Source organism: Zunongwangia sp. SCSIO 43204, from assembly GCF_019904275.1.
Lineage (GTDB): Bacteria > Bacteroidota > Bacteroidia > Flavobacteriales > Flavobacteriaceae > Zunongwangia > Zunongwangia mangrovi.
Map to the genome: position 1 here is coordinate 994,035 of NZ_CP063204.1, position 24,287 is coordinate 1,018,321.

Consider the following 24,287-nt stretch of genomic DNA (forward strand, 5'->3'; position numbering starts at 1 on the left):
CTTACATAATTAAGAACTACAGGAAATTAAGCCTTTAATGATAGATTAAATTTTATTTAGTCGATCTATTTTATATTTTTAGAATACCAATCCAACCTCAAGAATATGAAATTAGCGTTTTTTAGCACCAAATCTTACGACAAAGAATTCTTTGATCCTTATCACAAAAAGGAAATAGATCTTAAATATTTTGAAGTTAGATTATACAAAGACACTGCAGATCTTACCAAAGGTTACGATGGTGTTTGCGTTTTTGTCCACGATGATCTGGATGAAGAAACTTTAGCGATCTTAGCTGAAAACAAAGTTAAATTTGTGGTACTGCGCTGCGCCGGTTTTAATAATGTAAATCTGGCTGCAGCGGCAAAATATGGTATAAAAGTGTATCGGGTACCGGCATATTCTCCAGAAGCCGTAGCAGAACATGCCGTTGCGCTTATTCTTACTTTAAATAGAAAAACCCATAAAGCATATAACCGAATTAGAGAAGGAAATTTTTCGTTAGAAAGATTACGCGGATTCAATCTTCATGGGAAAACTGTGGGTGTGATTGGGACCGGTAAAATAGGAAGCATTTTTGCAAAAAATATGACAGGTTTTGGCTGTAAGATTATCGCTTATGACAAGTTTGAAAATAAAGAGATCATAGAGCAGGGCGGTACTTATGTTTCTTTCGAAAAATTACTGGAACAATCTGATATTATTTCTTTACACTGCCCGCTAAATCCAGAAACCAAGCATATTATCAGCAAAGAAAGCTTTAAATTAATGAAAGATGGTATGATGTTAATTAACACCAGCCGTGGCCCATTAATTAACACCGTAGATACGATCGAAGCACTTAAATCTGGTAAATTAGGTTATTTAGGTATCGATGTTTACGAGCAGGAAGAACAATTGTTTTTTAAAGACCTTTCTGAAAGTGTGATCAAAGACGATATTATCGCTCGGTTAATTTCTTTCCCAAACGTTCTTATTACTGCACACCAAGGATTTTTAACAAAAGAAGCATTGCAGCAAATTGCTGAGGTCACCATACAGAACATCAAAGATTTTAAAGCCGAAAAAGAAACCAATAATCAGCTTAAGGTTTAGTTTGTAATTATCCATTTACAATACCTATTTTTGGGGCATGGAAGAAGGCTTCAAAAAACATGAAAAATTAAAGAGTAAAATTCTTATCGATAAGCTTTTTGCTGAAGGTATTTCGATAAAGAATTATCCGCTTAGATTGGTCTATATTCCTATCACTTCCCAGGATTCTGTGACAGTTTCAGCTAAAAATCGCTATTTTAAGACTGGATTTTCTGTTCCGAAGAAATTTATAAAAACCGCTGTACAACGCAATCGCATCAAAAGACTGATGCGAGAATCTTTCAGAAAAAATAAGTATATTGTTATGACCGGGGCAAAACAACAATATGCGATGATGTTTATCTATCTTTCCCGCGAAGACATTTCTCAAATAAAGATGGAGCAATTAATGCTTAACTTACTGGAACGCTTAAAACAAAAGGAAAAAATAAGCGTTTTAAAATAATAAACTACCTGAGGGCAAAACCTTAAGGCTTTTTTTCGAAAATCGTCTTTATATCGAGGTTAGCCTCGGAGTATTTATTCTCGATTATCGAGTAAGATGAAGTTGGTATTCATCCTTAAATTATTAATGAAGATGAAAAAAAATCTCTATAAAAAAACACTAATCTTAGCTGCAAGCGGAGTGGTGTTATTCACAAGTTTTGGTTTTAAATCTGATTTCTTTGAGATCGCTAAACAAATTGAAATTTTTACCACGCTTTTTAAGGAAATCAACATGAATTATGTTGATGAAACCAGCCCGGCAGATCTTATGGATACCGCGATAAAATCAATGTTAACAGATCTGGATCCTTATACTAATTTTTGGAGCGAGCAGGATGTACAAAGCTCCAGAATTAATATGGAAGGAGAATATACTGGCATTGGTGCAGCTTTAAAACCAGATGATGATATCTTGTTAATAACTGAAGTTTATAAAGATTACCCTGCAGATAAAGCCGGATTAAAACCTGGCGATAAGATCACTAAAATTGGGGATACTAAGGTTTCAGATTTTACTGAAGGTGCACAAACTTTATTAAACGGTTCTTTAAATTCAGAAGTTAATATCACTTACCAAAGACAGGGAAAAACACAACAAACCAGCATTAAAAGAAGTTCGGTTGAATTAAAAGCGGTGCCATTTTATAGTCTTTTAGAAGATAATAGCGGCTATGTGGTTTTAAGTAGATTTAACCAAAAAGCTTACGAAGAAACCAGTAGAGCGGTTAAAGATCTTAAAAGTCAGGGCGCAGATAAGATCATTCTTGATCTTAGAGGAAATCCTGGTGGTTTATTAAGCGAAGCGATAAATGTGAGTAATATTTTTCTTGATAAAGGAGAACTTATTACCAGTACCAAATCTGTAATCGAGAAATATAATAAAGAATATTATACACAAAAAGAACCTATAGATACTAAAATTCCGTTAGTGGTTTTAGTGAATGGGCAAAGTGCTTCGGCTAGTGAGATCGTATCAGGAGCTATTCAGGATCTGGATAGAGGAGTAGTGGTTGGTGCACGTACTTTTGGAAAAGGATTGGTACAACGCCCAAAAGAGATCGCTTACGGTACGCAACTTAAAATTACCATATCTCGCTATTATACACCAAGCGGACGCTGCATACAGGCTTTAGATTACCGCAAACGAGATGAAAATGGCGAAGCTGTTCGTACAAAGGTGGAAGATTATAATGCTTTTAAAACCAAAAACGGAAGAACAGTTTACGATGGCGGTGGAATTTTACCAGATGTTCGCTTAGAATCTTCAGAATATAGTAGTATTACCAGAGCGCTTTTGGAGAAAAATGCGATTTTTAATTATGCCACCAATTACTATTATCAACATAATGTTGAAGATCCCGTAACTTACGAGTTTAGCGATGCAGATTTTAATGATTTTAAAGCCTATTTAAAAACATCAGATTTCAACTATAAAACCGATACTGAACAGGAGTTAGAGGAATTGTTGATAACTGCACAATCTGAAGGTTTTCAGCAAGATATCCTAGATAGTTATAAACAAATAACTGCTGAGATCGATAAAAGTAAGGCTGAAGATCTAGATAATAAGAAAGAAGAAATTAAATCGGTTTTACAAGACCAGATCATTAAACATTATTTTTACCAGGAAGGTTTATATCAAAATCATGTAGCTAATGGCGAAGAAATAAAAAAAGCCAAGGAAGTTTTAAAAAACCCTGGCCAGTATGCTAAGATTCTACAAAATTAAGCACTATTTTACCATAGCAATGTGTGGGATACCATCTTCAAGATATCCTTCACCAATACTGGTAAAGCCATGACTTTCATAGAATTTAATTAAATATTGTTGTGCGGAAAGTTTAATATTTTCAGTACCAAAATGATCTTTAATCGCTTTTATTGAAGCCTTCATAATCTGGTGACCATAACCATATTTTCGTTGGTTGTCTTTAACCACAACACGACCAATAGCGGCTTCTTCAAAATAAAATCCTTTATCAAAACAACGTGTGTAGGCTACAATTTTACCATTTACTTCACCAATTACATGTAATGCTTTATCGTCTTTTTCATCGATATCCTGATATACACAATCCTGTTCTACCACAAAAACTTCAGATCGCAATTGTAATATTTGATATAACTCATTTAAGCTAAGCTCGTTGAATTTTTTAATACTAATGTTCATTATTAGGCTTTAAAAAATGAATCCCGATTTTATATAAAATCGGGATATATTATTTTGCTTGATCGTTAATTACTGGCAAGGAATCTTATCAATCCTTGTTTGGTGTCTACCACCTTCAAATTCAGTATTTAAAAAGATCTTAACCATATCTACTGCCTGTTGTGTAGAAACAAAACGTGCAGGGATACTTAAAATGTTAGCATCATTATGCTCTCTTGATAATTTTGTGATCTCTCCCGTCCAACATAGTGCACAACGTATTTTTTGATGCTTATTGGCCGTCATACTCGCGCCATTACCACTACCGCAAATGATAATTCCAAAATCTGCTTCTCCGTTTTCAACATCTTCTGCAACGGGATGAACAAAATCGGCATAATCTACACTATCATCTGTATTTGTACCATAATTTTTTACTTCGATACCGGCTTCTTTTTCTAGATACAGTTGTATAAGGTTCTTATACTGCGTCCCGGCGTGGTCATTACCAATGGAGATTTTCATAATTCTGGTTTTATTAACTACTTACAAAGGTATAAAAAGTGCTTATTAACCTAAGAATATTGCATTGTTAATTACTTTTAAAATATCCTTTATAATCAGGTATTTAGAATTGACAATAACATGTGAATAACCTTTGATGAGAAAATAAAAACCTAATTTGCTTTATTCAGAAAAAATTACAAAGCCAGCTATAGGAGCATATATCCAAATTATAAGTCGGTTATTTTTCTTCAAGTTTTCAGCAACTAACAACAGGTTATAAACAGCCTGTGAATTTTAAAATTTCAAGAATTTATATGTTAATTTAAAATTTCAGAATTGTTAAGTAAAGCTTAAAAATATAAGAGCATCAAGTACTTAAGAATATAAACACCTGTTGATAAGTTGTTATCAATTAATCACAAGTCAAATTCCAAATAAATCAACAAAATTTTATTGCACAAATTAACACGCAATCATATATCATCATTTAAGTTTTAAAAAAAAGAAAAGAAAAATAATAGATATATATAATGTGAATAACTACTGAAGATTAAACGATACGAAGATGGCTATTGTTTCTAAAAGTTTGATCTAAGATTTTTTTTGCTTTAGTTAGATGTGATGGATGAATGTAAAGTTTAATGCCGCCAAGGCCAAAGGAAGATAAAGGGATAAGATCTATAACTGTTTCGTTCTTAAAGTGATAGAAAATATCTTCGTTGTCTAAAAGATGTTTAACAACGTGACATTCGTGAGAATACGTAAAGCTTTGAAGGTAAATATAATCTTTCATGCACCTGATTGATAGGTACTTAAAGATACACTTTATTTATTAATTATGATGAGAGATTTTATGCTGAACGGAAGTATGTCTTGGATCAAGCTCAGATCTTTGATTTAAAGAGCGGTTGATATAGGTCACAAAGCCAATCACCCCAACTAAAAAAATGAGGAAAAATAAAAGAAAGAATCTTCTAGATTTGGAGGCTAACAACTTCATTACTCTAAAATTAGCTAAATAACTTTATAAAATCGTTTTGCAAAATTAAGAAATTATTAAGATAACTATAACATTTTTAACGTACGTAATTCATTTTTATTTTATCCCAAAACGTAGAATTCGAAAAATTGAATGCCAGATTTTACGAAGTGACTTAACAAAACTTTACATTCATTTTCATCTAAAATCAGTTATATACACTAATTTTACCTGTATATGGGAATGAAACGAAAGAAGAAAAAGAATAAATCTGGCGGAAAGCTGGGAAATCTTGATAAAAAGATCACCGATATTCTAAGAAAGGATGCCGGTAAAGCTTATAATTATAAACAAATTGCGGCAAAATTAGGCGTAGACGATCCTAGTAGCCGAAATCAAATTACCAAGAAATTAGCGCAGTTAGCGGCTAAAAAAGAGATCAACCAGGTAGATCGCGGAAAATTTATGGTAGAAAAAGGTGCGAATTACCACACCGGTATTTTAGATATGTCTACCAAAGGCTATGGTTTTGTAATTGTGGATGAGTTTGAAGATGATATTATGATTCCGCAGCAAAACTTAAACGCTGCTTTTCATGGCGATGAGGTAGAGATCTATGTTTATAAACACCGAAGAAGAAAGAAATCTGAAGGTGAAATCACCAAAATCATCAAACGTAAACGAAGCAGTTTTGTTGGTGTTTTGCAGTTGAAGAAAGATTTTGGATTTGTAGTGATTGATGATCCAAAAATGTATACCGACTTTTTTGTTCAGAAAAACAAACTAGGAGAAGCACAGGATGGTGATAAGGTGTTGGTGGAGTTTGATGATTGGCCAAAACGTGCCGATTCGCCCTTCGGAATTATTACGAGGGTCTTAGGAACTCCTGGACATCATAATACTGAAATTCATTCGATTTTAGCACAATACGGCTTGCCAGCAGATTTTCCAGAAGAAGTAGAAGAATTTGCAAATAAGATCGATCTTTCGATTACTAAAGATGAAATTAAAAAGCGTCGTGATATGCGCGATGTTTTAACCTTCACGATCGATCCAAAGGATGCCAAGGATTTTGATGATGCCTTAAGTTTTAGAAAACTAGAAAACGGAAATATAGAACTTGGTGTTCATATCGCCGATGTTTCACATTACCTGCAACCCGATTCGATTTTAGATGAAGAAGCTTACGAACGTGCAACTTCGGTTTATTTAGTAGATCGGGTAGTACCAATGCTACCAGAAATTTTATCGAATGGGGCTTGTTCTTTACGACCAAATGAAGAGAAATATACTTTTTCTGCAGTATTCGAATTAGATAAAAATGCAAAAGTAAAAGACCAGTGGTTTGGTAGAACGGTAACCTATTCTGATGCTAGATTCGCATACGAAGAAGCGCAGCATATTATAGAAACCAAAGAGAATACCATCCCTGAAGATATTTCGATTCGCGAAGAAGGTGCTTATCAAGTTAATGATGATATCGTTGAAGCTGTTTTAGAATTAGATCGCTTAGCTAAGAAAATGCGTTCGGTAAGAATGCGGGAAGGAGCGATCTCTTTCGATAAAGTAGAAGTGAAATTTCATTTAGACGAAGAAAACGAACCAGTAGGAGTGTTCTTCAAAACCTCTAAAGACGCCAATAAGCTTATCGAAGAATTTATGCTGCTCGCCAATAAAAAAGTAGCCGAATTCATAGGAAAACAAAAACCTAAGAAGACTTTTGTGTATCGTTGTCATGACGAGCCAAATGAAGAAAAATTAGCATCCTTACAAACGGTTGTTGGTCGTTTTGGACATTCGCTTAATCTAACCGATAGAAAAAGCGTAACAAGCTCTTTAAATAGTCTTTTAAAAGATGTGCAGGGTAAAAAAGAACAAAACCTTGTAGATACGCTTGCGATTAGAACGATGAGTAAAGCGTATTACGGTACAGAGAATATTGGCCATTACGGTTTAGCTTTCGATTATTACACGCATTTTACCTCGCCAATTCGGCGTTATCCAGATGTTATGGTACATCGTTTGTTACAACATTATTTGGATGGGGCAGATTCGGCCAGTGAAGACGTTTATGATGAAAAATGTCACCACAGTAGTGAAATGGAAAATCTGGCGTCTAATGCCGAGCGGGATTCGATAAAATACATGCAGGTTAAATTTATGCAGGATCACCAGGACGAAGAGTTTTTAGGTGTGATCTCTGGAGTAACCGATTGGGGAATTTTTGTAGAGATTGAACAAAATAAATGTGAAGGCATGATTCGTTTACGTGATCTAACAGACGATCATTACGAATTTAACGAAGAGCATTATGCCGTTATTGGTAGAAAAACTAATAAAACTTATCAGTTAGGTGACGAGGTTTATGTAAAAGTAAAAAATGCTGATCTGGTAAAACGTCATCTTGACTTTACTATGTTGGGACTAAAAGAAGATTTTGAAGGATAGATTAATTTAAAAAGCATGAAAAAGATAATGATTATTGCATTTATGGTTTTAGGATTAAACCTTAGTGCACAGGAAACCAAACATGATCTTGCAGATTTTCAGAAGATATTTGTTTACGATGGTTTACCGGTAAAACTCGTTAGAGGGAATGAAAATAAAGCCGTGGTAACCGGAGAGAGTAGAGAAGATGTAGAATTTGATATCGAAAATGCTACTTTAAAAATAAAGTTAGGTATCGATAATATTTTTGATGACGATGATGATACGCAGGTGCTACTTTACTACAAAAGTATCGACGAAGTTAGAGCCAAACAAAATGCTTCGATAATCATAGCCGATAAAATTAATGCTGAATTTTTTACGCTGGAAGCTCAGGAAGGTGGCGATATTACGGGTGAGTTTGAAGTTGATAATTTAATAGCGCTAATTAGAAGTGGTGGTGAATTAACACCTTCAGGAAAAGTAAACCACCAGGAAGTAAATATTAATACCGGCGGAAAATATTATGCTAAAAACCTGCAATCTGAGTATCTAAATGTAGATATTAAAGCAGGCGGCGTGGCTGATGTTACAGTGTCTGGAAAAGTAACTGCTAAGGTTAGAGCAGGAGGTACCGTAAACGTGTATGGTGATCCAGAAGAGATCGATAAAAGCACATTGTTTGGTGGTAAAGTAGTTAGAAAAAACTAATCTTTTATTTTTGCATTCTAAATACAGCTTATGCTACATGATATTTTAGCAGCCATGCCATTAGGCTTATTTCTGGCTTTTATGTTGGGACCAGTTTTCTTCGTATTACTGGAGACCGCAGCAATAAAAGGCTTTAGGGCGGCTATATCTTTCGATCTGGGCGTAATTATAGCAGATACGGTATTCTTGTTTATTGCATATTTAAGTACTACGAAGCTTTTAGAACGTATAAAAGATGATCCTGCATTGTTCATTTTTGGAGGTGTGATTCTTACCACTTACGGTGTAATGACCTTTATTCAAACCAAAAAGGCATTACCACAGGAAGAAGAAAGTCCAGATATTAGAAAGCTTGGTAAAAGCGATTATTTAGGCCTGGCTTTAAAAGGTTTTTTACTGAATTTTATAAACGTTGGTGTGCTTGGTTTCTGGTTGGGATTAATTATTGTTTTTGGACCCAGGCTAGAAATGCAAAGCGATCGTATTTTAGTGTTTTTTAGTACAGTTTTAGTAACTTATCTAATTGTTGATGTATTTAAGATCTTACTGGCTAAAAAACTTAATAGAAAACTTACGCCTAAGCGAATTTACGTGATGAAGAAGGGGATTAGCGTGATGTTAGTGGTTTTTGGGATTGTTTTGATTTCACAGGGTGCTTTCCCTGGTGAAGTGAATGAGATTCGCGAACAGATCGATAATATTACTCCCGGTGACGGGATAGGATTATTCGAAAATAAATCCTGATCATTTTATATACTTCGGAAGAAAATAATTAATGCTGAAATTCGATAATTTCAGCATTTGTTTTTCTGAAATGATCTGGAATCGCAATTGGAGATTAGTTGACCTGAAGAAAAAGTTTTTCAATAGCAATTATCAAAAAGAGGAATAAAAAAAGGCTTTCCAAAAATCTGGAAAGCCTTTTGTTTGAAGAGGCATCGAGCGGATTCGAACCGCTGTACATGGTTTTGCAGACCACTGCCTAGCCACTCGGCCACGATGCCCTTTTAATTGGGAACGCAAATGTAATAAAAATTTTAAGTTCTAAAACTAAAAATCTATCTGGATTTACTTCGGGTTACACTAACCATAGCCACATTACCTCCAATTGGCGGATTAATTTTTGATACTGAAACCTTTACCTTTTGCACCATAAGGATTTCTTGTAGTACACGATTATTAATCCGCTCGGCCACACTTTCTAAAAGTTTAGATCGTATAGCCATTTCTTCTTTTACGATCTTATTTAAATGTACATAGTCGATCGTATCTTTTAACTCATCTGATGTAGCCGAATTAGACAGATCTCCTTTAACTTTAAGATCTACGCGATAATCGCTTCCTATTTTTCCTTCCTCAACAAGGCAGCCATGATAAGCAAATACCCTAATATTTTTCAGTTTTATACTTCCCACAAATATGTTTTTAGCAAAGATAGGACTGTTTTAATTCTTTAATATTATTTATGCTGAATTGTTTTCCTCCGTAGTAATTTTCATTTAAAGATTCGATATATAATTCTGCTTAAGATAACTTTATGCGATGCATTAATTTTTGATAACTTTGTAACTTATTTTATGGGCAACGCCAAAGGGTATAATACCTTAAGGTTTGCCTGGAAATTAAAAGTTTATTTCCAACAAATACCTTGTAGGCTTGCTTCTAGGTAATTTATTTGGTATTCGAGATTTGATCTGGTAGTTGATTTTATCAGGATTTAGATCGAAAACTGAAGGAAAGAGCGATAAATTTTATCCTTAAAATTGGATGAAATTTTATAGAATTTGAACTAATATTTATTCATATCCTGTAATTGGGATGCTGATTTAACGTATGGCTGAAGAAAAAAAATCACTCAATTTTATTGAGCAAATCATAGAAGAAGATTTAAAGGCAGATTATAAAAAGGAAAATCTAATGTTCCGTTTTCCGCCAGAACCTAATGGTTATCTGCATATTGGACATGCTTCTTCAATTTGTTTAAATTTTGGTTTGGGAGAGAAGTATAATGCTCCTGTTAATCTAAGATTTGATGATACCAATCCTATTAAGGAAGAAAGGGAGTTTGTTGATGCAATTAAAAGAGATGTGGCATGGCTTGGTTACCAATGGGCTAAGGAATGTTATGCATCAGATTATTTTCAGCAATTATACGATTGGGCAGTAGAATTAATTAAGAACGGAGATGCTTATGTAGATAGCCAAACTTCTGAAGCTATTGCAGAGCAAAAAGGAACGCCAACCCAACCGGGAACAGAAAGTCCGTATCGAAGCAGAAGCACTGAGGAAAACCTTGATCTTTTCGAGCAAATGAAGAATGGAGAAACCACAGAAGGTGCTCATGTACTTCGGGCAAAAATAGATATGGCCAGCGGTAATATGCTTATGCGAGATCCAATTATGTATCGTTGTGTACATAAACCGCATCACCGTACAGAGGGGGAATGGAAAATCTATCCTATGTACGATTGGGCGCATGGTGAAAGTGATTTTATCGAGCAGGTTTCACATTCGTTTTGTACGCTAGAGTTTTTACCACATAGAGAATTATATAACTGGTTTATTGCAAAAGTGAGCAAGCCGGGAGAATTTATCCCAAAACAGCGAGAATTTGCGCGTAGAAACCTTAGTCATACCGTTGTAAGTAAGCGTAAACTTGCGCAACTGGTAGAGAAAGAAATAGTAGAGTCATGGGACGATCCTAGAATGCCAACCATTTCTGGACTAAGAAGAAGAGGGTACACACCAGAATCTATTAAGAATTTTGCTGAATCTATTGGGGTAGGAAAACGTGAGAATATGATCGATGTTTCTCACTTAGAATTTTGTGTTCGTGAAGATCTAAATAAAAAAGCACCACGAGTTATGGGTGTTTTAGATCCTGTAAAATTGGTGATCACTAATTATTCTGAAGGGGAAGAAGAATGGCTGGAAGCCGAAAATAATCCTGAAGATGAAGCTGCAGGATCTAGACGGGTTCCTTTTAGCCGTGAATTATATATCGAAAGAGAAGACTTTAAAGAAAGCGCTAATCGTAAATTCTTTAGATTAACACTTGGTAAAGAAGTTCGTCTTAAAAATGCCTATATCATCAAAGGAGAAGATGTAGTTAAAGATGAAGAAGGTAATATTCTAGAAATACATTGTACTTACGATCCTAAAAGTAAAAGTGGAAGTGGTACAGAAGAATCACTTAGAAAAGTAAAAGGAACACTACATTGGGTCTCTATAAAACATGCGATAAAAGCTGAGGTTCGTCTTTACGATCGCTTATTTACAGAAGAAGCTCCAGATGGCGTAAAAGATAGAGATTTCATTGAATTTGTAAATCCAGATTCATTAAATGTAATTACCGGTTATGTAGAACCAAGCTTAAGTTCTGCAGAAGAATTAGACAAATTTCAATTTCAAAGAATTGGATATTTCTGTATCGATAAAGAAAGCACAAAAGATCATTTAGTGTTCAATAGAACAGTAACCCTAAGAGATAGTTGGGCTAAAAAACAGAAGTAATCCTTGTATAAGTACTTGTTTAAGAATATTTTAGTATTGCCAAAATACATATTAACCGGTTATTAACAAGGGGTAACCGGTTGATACTGTATATTTGAGAGAAAGTATTAATCAAAAACTTTATTTTATTATGGCAAATACAGGAAGCACATTGTTAGCATTAGTAACCGGAGCAGCTATTGGAGCTGGAGTTGGTTTATTATATGCTCCCGATAAAGGTGAAAAAACAAGAAAGAAATTAAGAGAAGATGCATTAGATGCTCAGGATCGTTTCAACAAAAAGTACAACGAAACAGCATCAAATCTTACCGAAAAAGCTAAAAAAGCGAAATTAGATTTCGAAGAAAGATTAGAAGAAACATTATCTAGCGCAAGTTATAAAGCTGATGATATCTTATCTGCAATGGAATCTAAACTTGAAGAGTTAAGAAAGCAAAATGCCAAACTGCAAAAAGAAGCCAAGAAAGAAGAAGCTGAAACGAAAGCTAATAAAGTAGTGGTCTAATATTTATGGCGTTTGAAAAACTAACTAATAGTATTGACGAACTTAACGATAATGTAAAGGCATTTGCGCATTCTAATGCCGAATATTACAAACTTTTAATATTTAAGCAATCATCAAAGTCTGCCATTTCACTGGTAACTTTTTTGATTGTTGCTTTTGCGCTAAGTACAGCAGTGGCATTTGTATCTATGGGTATTGCTTTTGCAATTAGCGCAGCTTTAGAGCAACCATCCTCTGGATTTTTTATTGTAGGTGGTTTTTATCTGGTAATGATAGTTGTGTTCGTGATCTTTGGCAAAAAACCTTTAACAAAGTTTATGCTTAAGAAGTTTTCGCGTGAAATCTTTAATGAAGACGATTAATGAAACAGTATACCAGTTTTGAAGAAATAGATAGAGATCTAAAGATCCTAAAACTACAAACACAGATCGATAAAGAGGAAATTAAACTAACTGTAGAAGAAGTTAAAGATTCTCTTTCTCCTGTTCGTGTCTTTGGAAATGCCATTGGAGCAATTGCTCAAAAAGCGATCGTTTTAAAGGCTGTAGCGAAGATATTTGGAGTAAAACGAGTAGTAACTTCATCTAAATAGAGAAATAGGCTTAAAAGTATTAAAAAAGGCTTCTAATTTTAGAAGCCTTTTGTTTTTTATAAAATAATCGAATTTTAGCTCAAAGTTTTTGTTGCCGTTCTAATTCGGTTTATAGTTTCCTGTTTTCCTATAGCTTCAGAAATTTCAAAAATATCTACACCTTGTAGAGATCCTACTAAAGAAATTCTATAAGGTTGCATTACTTTTCCAAAACCTACTTCTTTAGATTGTATCCAGGATTTTACTTTTTCAGAAATTATCGCTACTTTAAAATCTTCAACACTTTCCAGAACTTCAATAAGTTCGTTCATAAGTTCGTTAGTTCCTTCTTTCCATGCTTTTTTAGCATTTTTGGGATCGTAAGAAGTAGGGGAGATGAAGAAATAAAATCCCTGTTCCCAAATATCTTCAATAAAAACAGCTCGTTCTTTTACTAGTTCAACTACATGTTTTGTGTAGTCTTTGCTAGCTTCAATTTCTTTTTCTTTTAAAATTTCTAAAAATTCTTCAGCAATAAAATCATTATCGGCTTCTTGTAAATAATGTTGTTGAAACCATTTTGTCTTTTCAGGATCAAATTTTGCTCCGCCTTTATGAACTCTTTTAAGATCAAAAGCTTCAGCTAATTCTTCTAAAGAAAAGAATTCCTGTTCAGTTCCCGGGTTCCATCCTAAGAAAGCTAACATATTGGTTACCGCTTCTGGAAAATAACCATCTTCACGATATCCGGCTGAAACTTCTTCACTTTTTGGATCTTTCCATTCTAAAGGGAATACCGGGAAACCTAATTTATCACCATCACGTTTACTTAATTTACCTTTTCCCTGTGGTTTTAGAATAAGTGGTAAGTGTGCAAATTTAGGAGCATCCCATCCAAAAGCGCGATACAAAATAAAGTGTAATGCTAAAGAAGGTAACCATTCTTCACCACGAATTACATGAGAGATCTTCATTAAATGATCATCTACGATATTTGCTAAGTGATAGGTTGGCATACCGTCACTTTTATACAAAACTTTATCATCTAATATATTCGTGTCGATCTCCATATTTCCTCTAATTTCATCAGAAATTTTTAGAATTTCGCCTTGTGGAGATTTGAAACGTACTACATAGTTTTCGCCATTTTCAATTCTTTTTTTAACCTCTTCTGCTGGTAAGGCTAAAGAATTGTCTAATTTTTCACGATTATGCCAGTTGTAAATAAAAGTTTTACCTTCAGCTTCGTGTGATTTTCTATGCTTGTCTAAATCTTCTGCACTATCAAAAGCGTAATAAGCATTACCACTTTCTATTAATTTATCGGCATAAGCTTTATAAAGGTTTTTGCGTTCGCTTTGGCGGTATGGTCCGCAATCTTTTTCTTTTCCTGGTCCTTCATCATAAGGAATATTACACCAGTTTAAAGAATCGATAATATATTGCTCAGCTCCTTCAACATATCTGTTTTGGTCGGTATCTTCAATTCTTAAAATAAAGTCACCGCCATGTTTTTTAGCAAACAAATAATTGTACAAAGCTGTTCTTACTCCGCCAATGTGTAAAGGCCCCGTTGGGCTTGGTGCAAATCTTACGCGTACGTTAGAAGACATAAATGGTTTTATTTTTGTGGCAAAGATACAACCTAAATGATGCAATCCTAAAAATTGTGATGTTGGGATTTTGGTAATTTTTCAAATTTTAACCGACTGTTATTTATGCTGAATATTACTTACATTTAGGCAAATCAATCAGATAGGAGTATCGTTGTAATTTTTAATTTCAACAACGCGAACTTTTATCAATTGAATTTTATCCCAATACACAGGAAATGAAGACAGAATCTTATGGCAGAATTTGAAGCAGTTAAAGATCAATTACAATCCTTTATAAGAAAGTATCAATTAAACCTTCTTATAAAAGGAAGTGCTTTGTTTGTTTTGACTGGGCTGTTATTTTTTTTGCTTGTATTGAGTTTAGAGAATTTTATTTGGTTTGCTACCAGTTTTAGATTTGTGCTGTTCGTATCATTTTTGGTGGTTGAATTATTCCTGTTGATCTTCTTTATTGGTTTACCTTTACTAAAAGTTTTAGATCTTAAGCGTGCAATTTCAGATAAGGAAGCCGCCATGCTTATTGGTAGCTATTTTCCTGAAATCGATGATCGATTGCTGAATTTAATTGAGTTGAAATCTCAACGAAATTCAGAATTCCTTGAAGCCGCAATCCGGCAAAGAGCCTCCGAGCTTAAATTTTATAATTTTAGAAAGGCTGTGAATTTTGGCCAATATCGAGATTATATGTTGGCAGCTTCGATTCCTGTTTTGCTAATTCTAGCTTTTGTAATTAGTGGAGAAGGGGAGTGGTTATACAATTCCTTTGATCGTATTAAAAATTATGACCAGGTATATACAAAACCAGCTCCTTTTAGTTTTATCCTTAATAACGATGATCTTAAAGTTATTGAAGGTGAAGATTATTTATTGGAAGTTAATGTAGTAGGTGAGGAAGTTCCTAGTCAGGTGAAAGTAAATGTTGGTGATGCCGAATACTTTATGAAGCAACTAGAACCTGGACGCTTTACTCATATATTTAGGAATGTTACTGAAAATCAGGAATTTAAACTTAAAACTAATAATATAAGTTCTGAAACTTATAATTTAGCAATTATTCCGGTTCCTGAGTTGGTTAATTTTAATATTCAAATTCAATATCCTGAATATTTAGATCTAGAAAATGAAGAAATCAACGGCGAAGGAAGTTTAACTATTCCTGAAGGGACAGAATTGGAATGGAACTTTCAGCATCGTAATACAAAAACTGTAAATCTTCAATTTCCTGACACTTTAATAGAAGTAGAAAATAATTTTAAAGATCATTTTAGCCAATCTTTAAATTATACTTTATCTACTTCGAATGCAGTTCTAAAAAATTACCAGCCACTATCATTTCAGTTAGAAATTGTAAAAGATCGTTCCCCAAAAATTACGGTTGAAGAGAAAGTAGATTCTATAAATCGTTCTTCAAAATTTTACGGTGGAAAGATCAGTGACGATCATGGTATTTCTAATTTAAGATTGAAATATAGAAAAGTAGGGGAGGAAGAATTTCAATCTAAATCAATCAGTTTTAATAGAGGAAATGTAAGTCAGTTTTACTCTTCTTTTCCTGGAGATTTAGAAGTTGAACAAGGTAGTAATTATGAATACTATTTTCAGGTTTTCGATAATGATGAGGTGAATGGAAGTAAATCGGCTTCTTCAGAAGTCTTTACTTTTTATAATAAAACATCAGAAGAAATTAGTGATCAAAATTTACAAGATCAAGAAGAAAATATCGATAATTTATCTAAGGAATTTGAAAAATTTAAAGAGGAAGATGAGCTAAATAATTTGCTTAATGATCAATTAGAAAATAAAGAATTTGATTATGAGCAAAAGCAAAAGTTAGAGTCATTTATAAAATCTCAGGAAAGAGAAAATGAGTTAATGAAGAAATTTTCTAAGAACTTAGAAAAAAAACTTTCTGACGCTGATCCTGAAAATAGTGATGCTAAGAACTTAAAGGATCGACTAGAAAATAGCCAGAATAATCTTGAAGATAATCAAAAACTGTTAGAGGAGTTAAAGCAATATTCAGATAAAATTCAAGATGAAAATCTTCAAAAAAAGCTTCAAAAATTATCAAAAAACAAGAAGTCTTCAAAAAGAAGTTTAGAGCAACTGGTAGAATTAACTAAACAATATTATGTTGAGCAAAAGTATAATCAGTTAGTTGATAAATTAGATAGGTTAGGGCAGGAGCAAGAAAATTTAGAGAAGTCTGAAAGCTCTCAGGAAGATATAAATGCTAAATTCAAACAAATACAAAAGGAGTTGGATGAACTTCAGAATAAAAATCAGGATTTAAAACGTCCAAAATCCCTTGAAAGAAATAAAGAATCTGAACAGGATATTAATAAGGAATTAGAAGATTTAAAGTCCAACGAGAATAATTCTATCGAGGAGCAAAAAAAGAAAGGCCAGCAAAATGCCGGAGAAAAAATGAAAGAGCTTGCAAAGGAAATGAGACAAAGTTCTTCGAGTATGGAAATGGAAATGCTTAAGGCAGATACAGAAGCCTTGCGTAAAGTTTTGGATAATCTTATTATATTTTCTTTTGAGCAGGAGAACCTAATGGATCGTTTTGGAGAAATTAATTCTAGTAGCCCTGAGTTTTCTTCAGAATTAAAGAATCAATACGTGTTAAAAGAAAACTTTGAACATATAGACGATAGTTTATTTGCTTTAGGTTTGAACAATGATTTTATAGCTGAGAAAGTATTTGAATATTTAGAAGATGTTTCCTTTAATCTCGATAATTCCTTAGATGAGCTTGCAGATGTTCGTTTGTCTAAAGCGCTATCTTCTCAGCAGTACACAACTACTGGAGCCAATGATCTTGCTGTGCTTTTAAATGAGATTTTGGATAATATGAATGATCAAATGAATTCTGGCTCTGGAAGTGGTTCCGATGCTTCCGGAAGTGGAGGGGAAGGTGGTGGTCCACAACTACCTGATGTTATAAAGAAACAGCAACAGCTTGGGGAGGATATTCAGGAGCAAATGCAAAAGAGTCAAGAGGGTTCTCAACAGCAGGAAGGAGAGGGAGCGCAATCTGAACTTTTTGAAATTTATAAAAGGCAGGAAGATATCCGCAATGAGCTTAATGAAATCCTGCAACAGAATGGTATGGATTTAGAGGATTTGAAGCAGGAGTATGATTCTTTGGAAAAGGATATTCTCAACAATAATCTCAATCAAAATTCTCTTGAATCTTTAGATAGAATAAACCAAAAAATGTTAGACCTTAAACAGTCTATTAATCAGAAAGGGGAATTGGAAGAAAGGGAAAGTAAATCTAATCTGCGTAATTTTGATAATCAGTCCAATGAGCCAGTTATCGATATTAAAGATTATTTTAATAGCATTGAAATATTAGATAGACAAACATTACCTTTGCGCCCGAATTTAAAGAAACGTATCAATACTTATTTCAATGAATAGCGAAGACGGTATAATCAATTTTTATTCTGAAAACGACTTTAATTTAGAGAATACTGATTTATACAAAAATTGGTTACAACGTGTAATTTCTTCGGAAGATAAACGACTTGGAGAAATAAGTTATATTTTTTGTGACGATGAATATCTTTTGGATATCAATCAGCGTTTTTTAGATCATGATACCTATACCGATATTATTAGTTTTGATGATTCGACGGGTAATCTTTTGAACGGAGATATTTATATTAGTACAGAACGTGTGAAAGAAAATGCTGCTGAATTCAATGAAGACTTTTACACAGAGTTAAAAAGAGTCATCGTTCATGGTATTTTGCATTACTGTGGTTACAAGGATAAGTCTAAAGAAGATGCTGCTTTAATGCGTAGAAAAGAGAGTGAAAAAATTAAATTGTTCCACGTGGAACAATCTTAAATATTATTAGATTTTATGTTCAATACGGAGTATGATGTTATTGTTGTAGGAGCTGGACATGCCGGTAGTGAAGCTGCTGCCGCAGCCGCGAATATGGGCTGTAGTACTTTGCTAATTACGATGAATTTGCAGAATATCGCGCAAATGAGTTGTAATCCTGCTATGGGTGGAATTGCCAAAGGACAGATTGTTCGGGAAATTGACGCTATGGGAGGATATAGTGGTTTGGTCAGTGATACTAGCGCTATTCAGTTTAAAATGCTGAATAAATCTAAAGGGCCAGCGATGTGGAGTCCGCGTGTACAGAGCGACCGTATGCGTTTTGCTGAAGATTGGAGACTTCGATTAGAACAAACGCCTAATCTTGATTTTTATCAGGAAATGGTACATGGTTTAATTATCGAAAATCATAAGATTACGGGTGTTCGTACTTCTCTGGGAATTGAGATAAAAGCTAAATCTGTAGTATGTACCAATGGTACTTTTTTAAATGGATTAATTCATATTGGAGATAAGCAACGTGGTGGCGGTAGAGCAGGGGAAGCTGCTGCAACCGGAATTACAAAAGATCTTATCGATGCAGGTTTTGAAGCCGGAAGAATGAAAACCGGAACGCCGCCCAGAGTTGATGGTAGATCTTTAGATTATTCTAAGATGATTGAACAGCCTGGAGACGAAATTCCTTGTAAGTTTTCGTATTCAGATGAAACAAAACCTTTAAGTAAACAGCGTTCTTGTTATATGACGTATACCTCAAACGAGGTGCACGATATTTTGCGGTCTGGCTTTGATCGTTCTCCAATGTTTAATGGCAGAATTAAAAGTTTAGGTCCGCGTTATTGTCCTTCAATTGAAGATAAAATTAATCGCTTTGCAGATAAGGATCGTCACCAGCTTTTCGTAGAGCCAGAAGGTTGGAATACGGTTGAAGTTTATGTGAACGGGTTTTCAACTTCGCTTCCAGAAGATGTTCAATTTGATGCTTTACGATCTGTTGCCGGTTTCGAAAATGTGAAATTCTTTAGACCTGGTTACGCAATAGAATATGATTATTTTCCACCAACGCAATTGCAACATACTTTAGAAACTAAATTGGTTGACGGATTATATTTTGCCGGTCAAATTAATGGAACTACCGGTTATGAAGAAGCAGCTTGCCAGGGAATGATGGCAGGAATTAATGCAGCTTTAAAAGTTCAGGAAAAAGATCCCTTTATTCTGCAAAGAAACGAAGCTTATATTGGTGTACTTATCGACGATTTAATTACGAAAGGAACAGAAGAGCCTTATCGTATGTTTACCTCTAGAGCTGAATATCGAACTTTACTTAGACAAGATAATGCCGATTTTAGATTAACAGAACGTTCTTATAATTTAGGTCTAGCTTCTGCAGGTCGAATGCGAAAAATGGAAGAGAAGAAGAAGAAATCGCTTTCTTTTGTTTCTTTCTTAAAGGATACTTCTGTAGTTCCTGAAGATGCAAATCCTGTGTTAGCTGATTATAATTCTTCCCCAATGAAACAATCTGATAAGATTTTCAAGATCTTTTCAAGGCCGAAAATTGCGATGGAAGATGTTCGAAAATTTCCAGGAGTAGAAGAGTTTATTCAGAAAAATGCTTTGGATACTGAAATGTTAGAGCAAACAGAAATAGAGGTAAAGTATTCTGGATACATTGAAAAGGAAAAGAATAATGCCGATAAATTGAATCGTTTGGAAGATGTAAAGATTCCTAAGAATTTTGATTATTCCAAGATTAAATCTATGTCGTTTGAAGCTCGAGAAAAACTAAATAAAGTTCAACCGGCAAATGTATCACAGGCATCAAGAATTAGTGGTGTTAGTCCTAATGATATTTCGGTATTGTTGGTTTATATGGGACGTTAATTTCTGAACGTTCCACGTGGAACATCTAATTTTCCATGGAGCGATATTGGATATTTTTGGGACTTATTTTCTGTTTATCGGGATGCCGAATTACAACACATTCGGTTCCTAATATTGAAGGTTCTAGAATTGTACAGACAGAAAATGGGCAGAATTATTATCTATTTCAAACAAAACTTCAACGGCCAATCGCCAAAAGCTGGTTTAAAAATTATTTAGATTTAAATAGGGAAGATGATTTAGTTCGATCTGAAATTATTCTTTTTCCTGAATTAGATAAGGAATTTTTAGTAACGATTAGGATTAAAGATGATCGAGAAGTTTACACTGATATTCCTGTTGCCGAAAAAATATTAGATAGCTTATTGGGAAATGATGATGACGAAAATACTTATGAGGAATCAGAGTTTAATAAAAAGGATCGGGACGATAATACAGGCCCGATTAAATTCTTTGTGAATATTTCAATTTCAGATAACGAAGGGATCGATCATATTTCAACTTCGTCCTTATATTCAAGCAGAGTTAGAGATTTTCTTCAGCAATTAGAAAACGACTTTTTCGAATATCAGAAAAATTATAAAGCATTACCTTAAGTGGAAGACTCAACAATTTATTGCAAAGATCATTTAGTAAGTGGGGAAGAGTATCGATTAGAAAAATGGAAACATTACGATATTCTAAAAACTCAACCCGTTCCAGAAAATCTTTCGGCTTATTATAAAAGTGAAGATTATATTTCTCATACGGATGCTTCAAAATCTTTTATCGATAAATTATACAATATCGTAAAAGCCTATATGCTTCAGAAAAAAGTAGGCTGGATATTAAAAGATAAATCCAAAGGCAAACTTTTAGATATTGGAGCGGGAACGGGAGATTTTTTAATTGCAGCTTCTCGTTACTATGAAGTAAATGGAATAGAGCCCAGTGAAATTGCCAGAAAGAATGCCCAAAATAAAAATCTTGAATTAAAATCTAGTCTATCAGAAATTTCTGATACTTATGATGTAATTAGTATGTGGCATGTTTTAGAACACGTACCAAACCTTAATCATCAAATTGAAGAATTTCATCGTTTATTAAAAGATGACGGAATTTTAGTTATTGCCGTTCCTAATTTTAAAAGTAAGGATGCTGACATTTATAAAGAGCATTGGGCGGCTTTTGATGTTCCTCGACATTTATGGCATTTCTCAAAAATTGGGATTCAGACATTATTTTTGGAAAATGGTTTTAAACTTTACAATGCTACCGGATTAAAATTTGATTCTTTTTATGTAAGTATGCTTTCAGAAAAACATCGTTCGGGAAAGCAAAAATTATTATCTGCATTTAGAAATGGGCTAAAATCAAATTTAGCTGCTGCTAATACCGGTGAGTACAGCTCGATGGTCTATTTCTTTAAAAAATCATCGAAGTAATCGAAATAAGCCGATTTAAGCACTATTTAGCCTTTGAAACAGTAAATTCTATATTTAAATTTTAAAACGCTCTGAAATCAGCTTGTAATAGGTTGATTATAATAAAGTATTCTTATTGTATTTTTATTTTGAATAATTATACTTTATAATTTTTAATTTTAGTGAAATCGCGTGTTTTAACCAAGAATTTGAACTTTTAGCCTAAAAGATTTTTTGGATTTACTTTCTCTTATTGTACTAAGCATTTCACTTAAAATACTTTTTTTACATTTGCTGCCGACTAAAAAATTTTTAAGATGAAAAAATTAATCGCAATAGGAGCAGTAGCAATTTCATTAATTTCTTGTAACCAGGAAAAAACGGCTTATGTAGATACTACAAAAGTGATTCAGGATTATAAAGAAATGAAAGATGTGGAAGCTGAGTTTGAATCCCGAAGAGATTCATTAACACAATTAATAACTGGTCCGCAGCAACAATTTCAGCAGGAAGTTCAGGAATATCAGCAAAGCATGAATTCGATGTCTGCTTCACAAAGACAGGCGAAAGAGCAGGAGCTTCAGCAAAAAGGGCAGCGTTTACAACAGCAAAGCCAAATGATTGGTCAGCAATTAAGAAACGATAGTGATACAGCTATCGACGAAGTTGTAGAGAAAGTGAAAGATTTTGTGGCAGAATACGGGGAAGAAAATGGATATACTTATATCTTCGGAAGCAACGAATCTGCAAACATCATGTATGCTAAAGAAGGTTTAGATATCACAGATGAAATTTTAAAAGAATTGAACGAGAGCTACGGTGGTGAGCCAACGATAGAAGCTCCGGCTGAAGAAACTGAAGCCGATACAACTTCAGCAGAATAATAGATCTTGAAATTATAGGTTTTGAAGCCCGGTTTTTAGCCGGGCTTTTTTATTGTCGATAATCACGTAATTTTTTGAATTATTAGCCTAAAGCGAAGAATCCCAGGATTACAAGGATAAAATAAATGGTAATTCCGGCAGAACTTTGGTAATCTTTGGCTACGCGCTGCCCAAAAAGAAGCATCATTAGGCTTATCGCACAGCTTATAAGTGAAAACTGACTAAAATTGAAGTTACTGAAGCTAAATATTCGGTTTATAATCGCTAAAATGAGCAAAATAACCGCGATCAATTCTACAAAGACCAAAATAGGTAAAAGAAAGACTATTTTTTTGGCCAAAAAGCTGTTTTTAAAATGAGATTCCATAAACGATCTCGTGCCTTTATAATCACTTACTTTTTCAAAAAACGACATAAAAAAAGTGATGAACAAAAAGACCAATATTAGCAACAAAGCGATATTAAAATCGATTTTAGCCATTTTTTAAGCTGCTTTTATATGTAAAAATCTGGTTAGCCTAATAGAAAGATCGGTTAATACAATTTTCGCATTTCCGTTTCTCTCAATATGATAGATAGCATCTTCAATAGCTTTTGTGATGGGTAGAATGTTATTTCCATGTACAAAAGGAGCGAATTTTTTAAGCTGAAATCCCTTGGTTTTAGGCGATAAAAACACCAAATCTTCGGCTTTATAATTCAGCATTAAGGCCTGCCTGAAAAAATCCAGGCAATACAGTAAAAAGCTTTTCTGTTTTTCACGGCCCATCGTAGCAATCTCTTCACTCCAGCTTATCAATTCTAGCACGGTTGCTTTATTTCCTTTGGCTTTAAATGCCGTTCGTACCCAATCGATAAACCATTGTTCATATTGATCATCTGCCGTATCATTTTGCAAAAGATGCAATGCTCTTGTGTAGCTTCCGTTAGATTGATGCGCAATTAAACTGGCTTCCTGAGTTTCTAAATTTTGTGAAGCTATTAGTTTTTCAGCAATATCGCTTTCAGCAAGAGGAGGGAAGCTTAAGGTTTGGCATCTCGATTTAATCGTTTGTATAATTTGCTCTTCGTCTTCAGCAATAAGAATAAAAATGGTTTTATTTGGTGGTTCTTCGATTAGCTTTAAAAGTTTGTTCGCTGCAGCCGTGTTCATACGATCTGCCATCCAGATAATCATTACTTTTAAGCCGCCTTCGTACGCTTTTAAGGATAAAGATTTAACGATATCCTGGGCTTCATCTACCCCAATTTGTCCCTGTTTGTTTTCCATACCAATATGCTCGTACCAATCGGTTAAACTTCCGTAGGGATTATGCTGAATAAAGCTACGCCAGTCTTCCATAAAATTCGCTGAAACCGGATGACTTTTTACGGTTTGATTAGTAGCCACCGGAAAAGCAAAATGAAGATCTGGATGCGAAATATTGGTAAACTTTAAATTACAGGAAGCATTCCCGTTTTGGTTCTCGCCGTCCTGGTTTTTACAAAGTAAGTATTGTGCGTAAGCGACTGCCATTGGCAAGGTGCCACTACCACTATTACCAACAAATAACTGGGCATGAGGTATGCGATTATTATCTGCCGTAGTGGTAAGATGATTTTTAATATGTGGTAATCCTACAATTTCTGAAAAAAGCATGAGCAAATATAAAAGTTATATGCGGTTTTATATCTTCGGAAAAAATTATATTT

At 34.0% G+C, this 24,287-nt stretch carries 23 protein-coding genes and 1 tRNA gene; 16 read left to right on the forward strand and 8 right to left on the reverse strand.

Annotated elements, in window-relative coordinates; translation table 11 throughout:
• Nucleotides 1–105 precede the first annotated feature (105 nt).
• The 3 genes from INR75_RS04345 (at nt 106) to INR75_RS04355 (ending at nt 3,310) form a co-directional block, all read left to right on the forward strand.
• Nucleotides 106–1,095, forward strand: coding sequence for a 2-hydroxyacid dehydrogenase (locus INR75_RS04345; RefSeq protein WP_223090922.1), 990 nt, complete (start codon nt 106–108; stop codon nt 1,093–1,095).
• Between the two features lie 37 nt (nt 1,096–1,132).
• Nucleotides 1,133–1,540: a ribonuclease P protein component gene (gene rnpA, locus INR75_RS04350; protein WP_223090923.1), complete on the forward strand. Its 408-nt coding sequence runs from the start codon at nt 1,133–1,135 to the stop codon at nt 1,538–1,540.
• 132 nt (nt 1,541–1,672) lie between these two features.
• On the forward strand, nt 1,673–3,310 hold the full coding sequence (locus INR75_RS04355; protein WP_223090924.1) for a S41 family peptidase: 1,638 nt from the start codon (nt 1,673–1,675) through the stop codon (nt 3,308–3,310).
• Nucleotides 3,311–3,313: 3 nt separating this feature from the next.
• Here INR75_RS04355 and INR75_RS04360 read toward each other — a convergent pair whose 3' ends face one another.
• From INR75_RS04360 to INR75_RS04370, 3 genes are all read right to left on the reverse strand, one after another.
• Nucleotides 3,314–3,751: a GNAT family N-acetyltransferase gene (locus tag INR75_RS04360; protein ID WP_223090925.1), complete on the reverse strand. Its 438-nt coding sequence runs from the start codon at nt 3,749–3,751 to the stop codon at nt 3,314–3,316.
• Nucleotides 3,752–3,820: 69 nt separating this feature from the next.
• Nucleotides 3,821–4,255, reverse strand: coding sequence for an RpiB/LacA/LacB family sugar-phosphate isomerase (locus tag INR75_RS04365; protein ID WP_084841997.1), 435 nt, complete (start codon nt 4,253–4,255; stop codon nt 3,821–3,823).
• A 532-nt stretch (nt 4,256–4,787) separates the two neighbouring features.
• Nucleotides 4,788–5,030 carry a hypothetical protein gene (locus INR75_RS04370; RefSeq protein ID WP_092539806.1) on the reverse strand — a complete coding sequence of 81 codons (243 nt, stop codon included), beginning with the start codon at nt 5,028–5,030 and terminating at the stop codon, nt 4,788–4,790.
• A gap of 423 nt (nt 5,031–5,453) precedes the next feature.
• On the opposite strand from INR75_RS04370, the gene rnr reads away from it, so the two are divergent.
• From rnr to INR75_RS04385, 3 genes are read left to right on the forward strand one after another with little or no spacing between them, the layout of a single operon-like run.
• On the forward strand, nt 5,454–7,664 hold the full coding sequence (rnr, locus tag INR75_RS04375; protein ID WP_370629884.1) for a ribonuclease R: 2,211 nt from the start codon (nt 5,454–5,456) through the stop codon (nt 7,662–7,664).
• Nucleotides 7,665–7,679: 15 nt separating this feature from the next.
• Complete coding sequence (locus INR75_RS04380; RefSeq protein WP_223090927.1) at nt 7,680–8,354, forward strand: head GIN domain-containing protein; 675 nt, start codon at nt 7,680–7,682, stop codon at nt 8,352–8,354.
• Between the two features lie 30 nt (nt 8,355–8,384).
• Nucleotides 8,385–9,098, forward strand: coding sequence for a LysE family translocator (locus INR75_RS04385; RefSeq protein WP_092539808.1), 714 nt, complete (start codon nt 8,385–8,387; stop codon nt 9,096–9,098).
• A gap of 189 nt (nt 9,099–9,287) precedes the next feature.
• Here INR75_RS04385 and INR75_RS04390 read toward each other — a convergent pair.
• Nucleotides 9,288–9,358: transfer RNA gene (locus INR75_RS04390), tRNA-Cys, on the reverse strand.
• A 54-nt stretch (nt 9,359–9,412) separates the two neighbouring features.
• A complete protein-coding gene (gene folB / locus INR75_RS04395) occupies nt 9,413–9,769 on the reverse strand; it encodes a dihydroneopterin aldolase (RefSeq protein ID WP_223090928.1) in 357 nt (118 codons plus the stop codon).
• Between the two features lie 418 nt (nt 9,770–10,187).
• On the opposite strand from folB, the gene INR75_RS04400 reads away from it, so the two are divergent.
• The 4 genes from INR75_RS04400 to INR75_RS04415 all read left to right on the forward strand — a co-directional run bounded on the left by INR75_RS04400 (nt 10,188) and on the right by INR75_RS04415 (nt 12,964).
• Nucleotides 10,188–11,867 carry a glutamine--tRNA ligase/YqeY domain fusion protein gene (locus INR75_RS04400; RefSeq protein WP_223090929.1) on the forward strand — a complete coding sequence of 560 codons (1,680 nt, stop codon included), beginning with the start codon at nt 10,188–10,190 and terminating at the stop codon, nt 11,865–11,867.
• A 130-nt stretch (nt 11,868–11,997) separates the two neighbouring features.
• Complete coding sequence (locus INR75_RS04405) at nt 11,998–12,372, forward strand: YtxH domain-containing protein (RefSeq protein WP_092539811.1); 375 nt, start codon at nt 11,998–12,000, stop codon at nt 12,370–12,372.
• A gap of 5 nt (nt 12,373–12,377) precedes the next feature.
• On the forward strand, nt 12,378–12,734 hold the full coding sequence (locus INR75_RS04410; RefSeq protein WP_092539812.1) for a phage holin family protein: 357 nt from the start codon (nt 12,378–12,380) through the stop codon (nt 12,732–12,734).
• Complete coding sequence (locus INR75_RS04415) at nt 12,734–12,964, forward strand: DUF6327 family protein (protein ID WP_092539813.1); 231 nt, start codon at nt 12,734–12,736, stop codon at nt 12,962–12,964. The genes INR75_RS04410 and INR75_RS04415 overlap by 1 nt, the downstream gene beginning before the upstream one ends.
• Before the next feature lie 74 nt (nt 12,965–13,038).
• Here INR75_RS04415 and gltX read toward each other — a convergent pair whose 3' ends face one another.
• Nucleotides 13,039–14,556: a glutamate--tRNA ligase gene (gene gltX, locus INR75_RS04420; protein WP_223090930.1), complete on the reverse strand. Its 1,518-nt coding sequence runs from the start codon at nt 14,554–14,556 to the stop codon at nt 13,039–13,041.
• 234 nt (nt 14,557–14,790) lie between these two features.
• Between gltX and INR75_RS04425 the strand changes: the two genes are divergently transcribed.
• The 6 genes from INR75_RS04425 (at nt 14,791) to INR75_RS04450 (ending at nt 22,595) form a co-directional block, all read left to right on the forward strand.
• Nucleotides 14,791–17,988 carry a DUF4175 family protein gene (locus tag INR75_RS04425; RefSeq protein ID WP_223090931.1) on the forward strand — a complete coding sequence of 1,066 codons (3,198 nt, stop codon included), beginning with the start codon at nt 14,791–14,793 and terminating at the stop codon, nt 17,986–17,988.
• 10 nt (nt 17,989–17,998) lie between these two features.
• On the forward strand, nt 17,999–18,421 hold the full coding sequence (gene ybeY, locus INR75_RS04430; RefSeq protein ID WP_223091851.1) for an rRNA maturation RNase YbeY: 423 nt from the start codon (nt 17,999–18,001) through the stop codon (nt 18,419–18,421).
• A gap of 15 nt (nt 18,422–18,436) precedes the next feature.
• Entirely contained in the window at nt 18,437–20,308 is a 1,872-nt protein-coding gene (gene mnmG / locus INR75_RS04435; RefSeq protein ID WP_223090932.1) for a tRNA uridine-5-carboxymethylaminomethyl(34) synthesis enzyme MnmG, read from the forward strand.
• 35 nt (nt 20,309–20,343) lie between these two features.
• Nucleotides 20,344–20,904, forward strand: a complete 561-nt coding sequence (locus INR75_RS04440; protein WP_223090933.1) for a hypothetical protein — start codon at nt 20,344–20,346, stop codon at nt 20,902–20,904.
• Nucleotides 20,905–21,732: a class I SAM-dependent methyltransferase gene (locus tag INR75_RS04445; RefSeq protein ID WP_255584641.1), complete on the forward strand. Its 828-nt coding sequence runs from the start codon at nt 20,905–20,907 to the stop codon at nt 21,730–21,732. It abuts the gene before it with no gap.
• A 296-nt stretch (nt 21,733–22,028) separates the two neighbouring features.
• The gene (locus INR75_RS04450; RefSeq protein ID WP_223090934.1) at nt 22,029–22,595 is read left to right on the forward strand and encodes an OmpH family outer membrane protein; all 567 of its coding nucleotides are present in this window, start codon (nt 22,029–22,031) and stop codon (nt 22,593–22,595) included.
• Nucleotides 22,596–22,677: 82 nt separating this feature from the next.
• Here INR75_RS04450 and INR75_RS04455 read toward each other — a convergent pair whose 3' ends face one another.
• Complete coding sequence (locus INR75_RS04455) at nt 22,678–23,076, reverse strand: DoxX family membrane protein (RefSeq protein ID WP_223090935.1); 399 nt, start codon at nt 23,074–23,076, stop codon at nt 22,678–22,680.
• Between the two features lie 3 nt (nt 23,077–23,079).
• Nucleotides 23,080–24,234 carry a DNA polymerase III subunit delta' gene (locus INR75_RS04460; RefSeq protein ID WP_223090936.1) on the reverse strand — a complete coding sequence of 385 codons (1,155 nt, stop codon included), beginning with the start codon at nt 24,232–24,234 and terminating at the stop codon, nt 23,080–23,082.
• Between the last annotated feature and the right edge of the window lie 53 nt (nt 24,235–24,287).

Excerpts from the sequence above, each read along its gene's own strand:
- INR75_RS04400 (WP_223090929.1), top strand. The coding sequence starts at position 10,188 with ATGGCTGAAGAAAAAAAATCACTCAATTTTATTGAGCAAATCATAGAA.
- INR75_RS04415 (WP_092539813.1), top strand. The coding sequence starts at position 12,734 with ATGAAACAGTATACCAGTTTTGAAGAAATAGATAGAGATCTAAAGATC.
- rnpA (WP_223090923.1), top strand. The coding sequence starts at position 1,133 with ATGGAAGAAGGCTTCAAAAAACATGAAAAATTAAAGAGTAAAATTCTT.
- INR75_RS04385 (WP_092539808.1), top strand. The coding sequence starts at position 8,385 with ATGCTACATGATATTTTAGCAGCCATGCCATTAGGCTTATTTCTGGCT.
- gltX (WP_223090930.1), bottom strand. The coding sequence starts at position 14,556 with ATGTCTTCTAACGTACGCGTAAGATTTGCACCAAGCCCAACGGGGCCT.
- INR75_RS04380 (WP_223090927.1), top strand. The coding sequence starts at position 7,680 with ATGAAAAAGATAATGATTATTGCATTTATGGTTTTAGGATTAAACCTT.
- INR75_RS04405 (WP_092539811.1), top strand. The coding sequence starts at position 11,998 with ATGGCAAATACAGGAAGCACATTGTTAGCATTAGTAACCGGAGCAGCT.
- INR75_RS04455 (WP_223090935.1), bottom strand. The coding sequence starts at position 23,076 with ATGGCTAAAATCGATTTTAATATCGCTTTGTTGCTAATATTGGTCTTT.
- INR75_RS04370 (WP_092539806.1), bottom strand. The coding sequence starts at position 5,030 with ATGAAAGATTATATTTACCTTCAAAGCTTTACGTATTCTCACGAATGT.
- INR75_RS04450 (WP_223090934.1), top strand. The coding sequence starts at position 22,029 with ATGAAAAAATTAATCGCAATAGGAGCAGTAGCAATTTCATTAATTTCT.
- INR75_RS04425 (WP_223090931.1), top strand. The coding sequence starts at position 14,791 with ATGGCAGAATTTGAAGCAGTTAAAGATCAATTACAATCCTTTATAAGA.
- mnmG (WP_223090932.1), top strand. The coding sequence starts at position 18,437 with ATGTTCAATACGGAGTATGATGTTATTGTTGTAGGAGCTGGACATGCC.
- INR75_RS04440 (WP_223090933.1), top strand. The coding sequence starts at position 20,344 with ATGGAGCGATATTGGATATTTTTGGGACTTATTTTCTGTTTATCGGGA.
- INR75_RS04345 (WP_223090922.1), top strand. The coding sequence starts at position 106 with ATGAAATTAGCGTTTTTTAGCACCAAATCTTACGACAAAGAATTCTTT.
- INR75_RS04355 (WP_223090924.1), top strand. The coding sequence starts at position 1,673 with ATGAAAAAAAATCTCTATAAAAAAACACTAATCTTAGCTGCAAGCGGA.
- INR75_RS04410 (WP_092539812.1), top strand. The coding sequence starts at position 12,378 with ATGGCGTTTGAAAAACTAACTAATAGTATTGACGAACTTAACGATAAT.
- INR75_RS04360 (WP_223090925.1), bottom strand. The coding sequence starts at position 3,751 with ATGAACATTAGTATTAAAAAATTCAACGAGCTTAGCTTAAATGAGTTA.
- INR75_RS04460 (WP_223090936.1), bottom strand. The coding sequence starts at position 24,234 with ATGCTTTTTTCAGAAATTGTAGGATTACCACATATTAAAAATCATCTT.
- rnr (WP_370629884.1), top strand. The coding sequence starts at position 5,454 with ATGGGAATGAAACGAAAGAAGAAAAAGAATAAATCTGGCGGAAAGCTG.
- INR75_RS04365 (WP_084841997.1), bottom strand. The coding sequence starts at position 4,255 with ATGAAAATCTCCATTGGTAATGACCACGCCGGGACGCAGTATAAGAAC.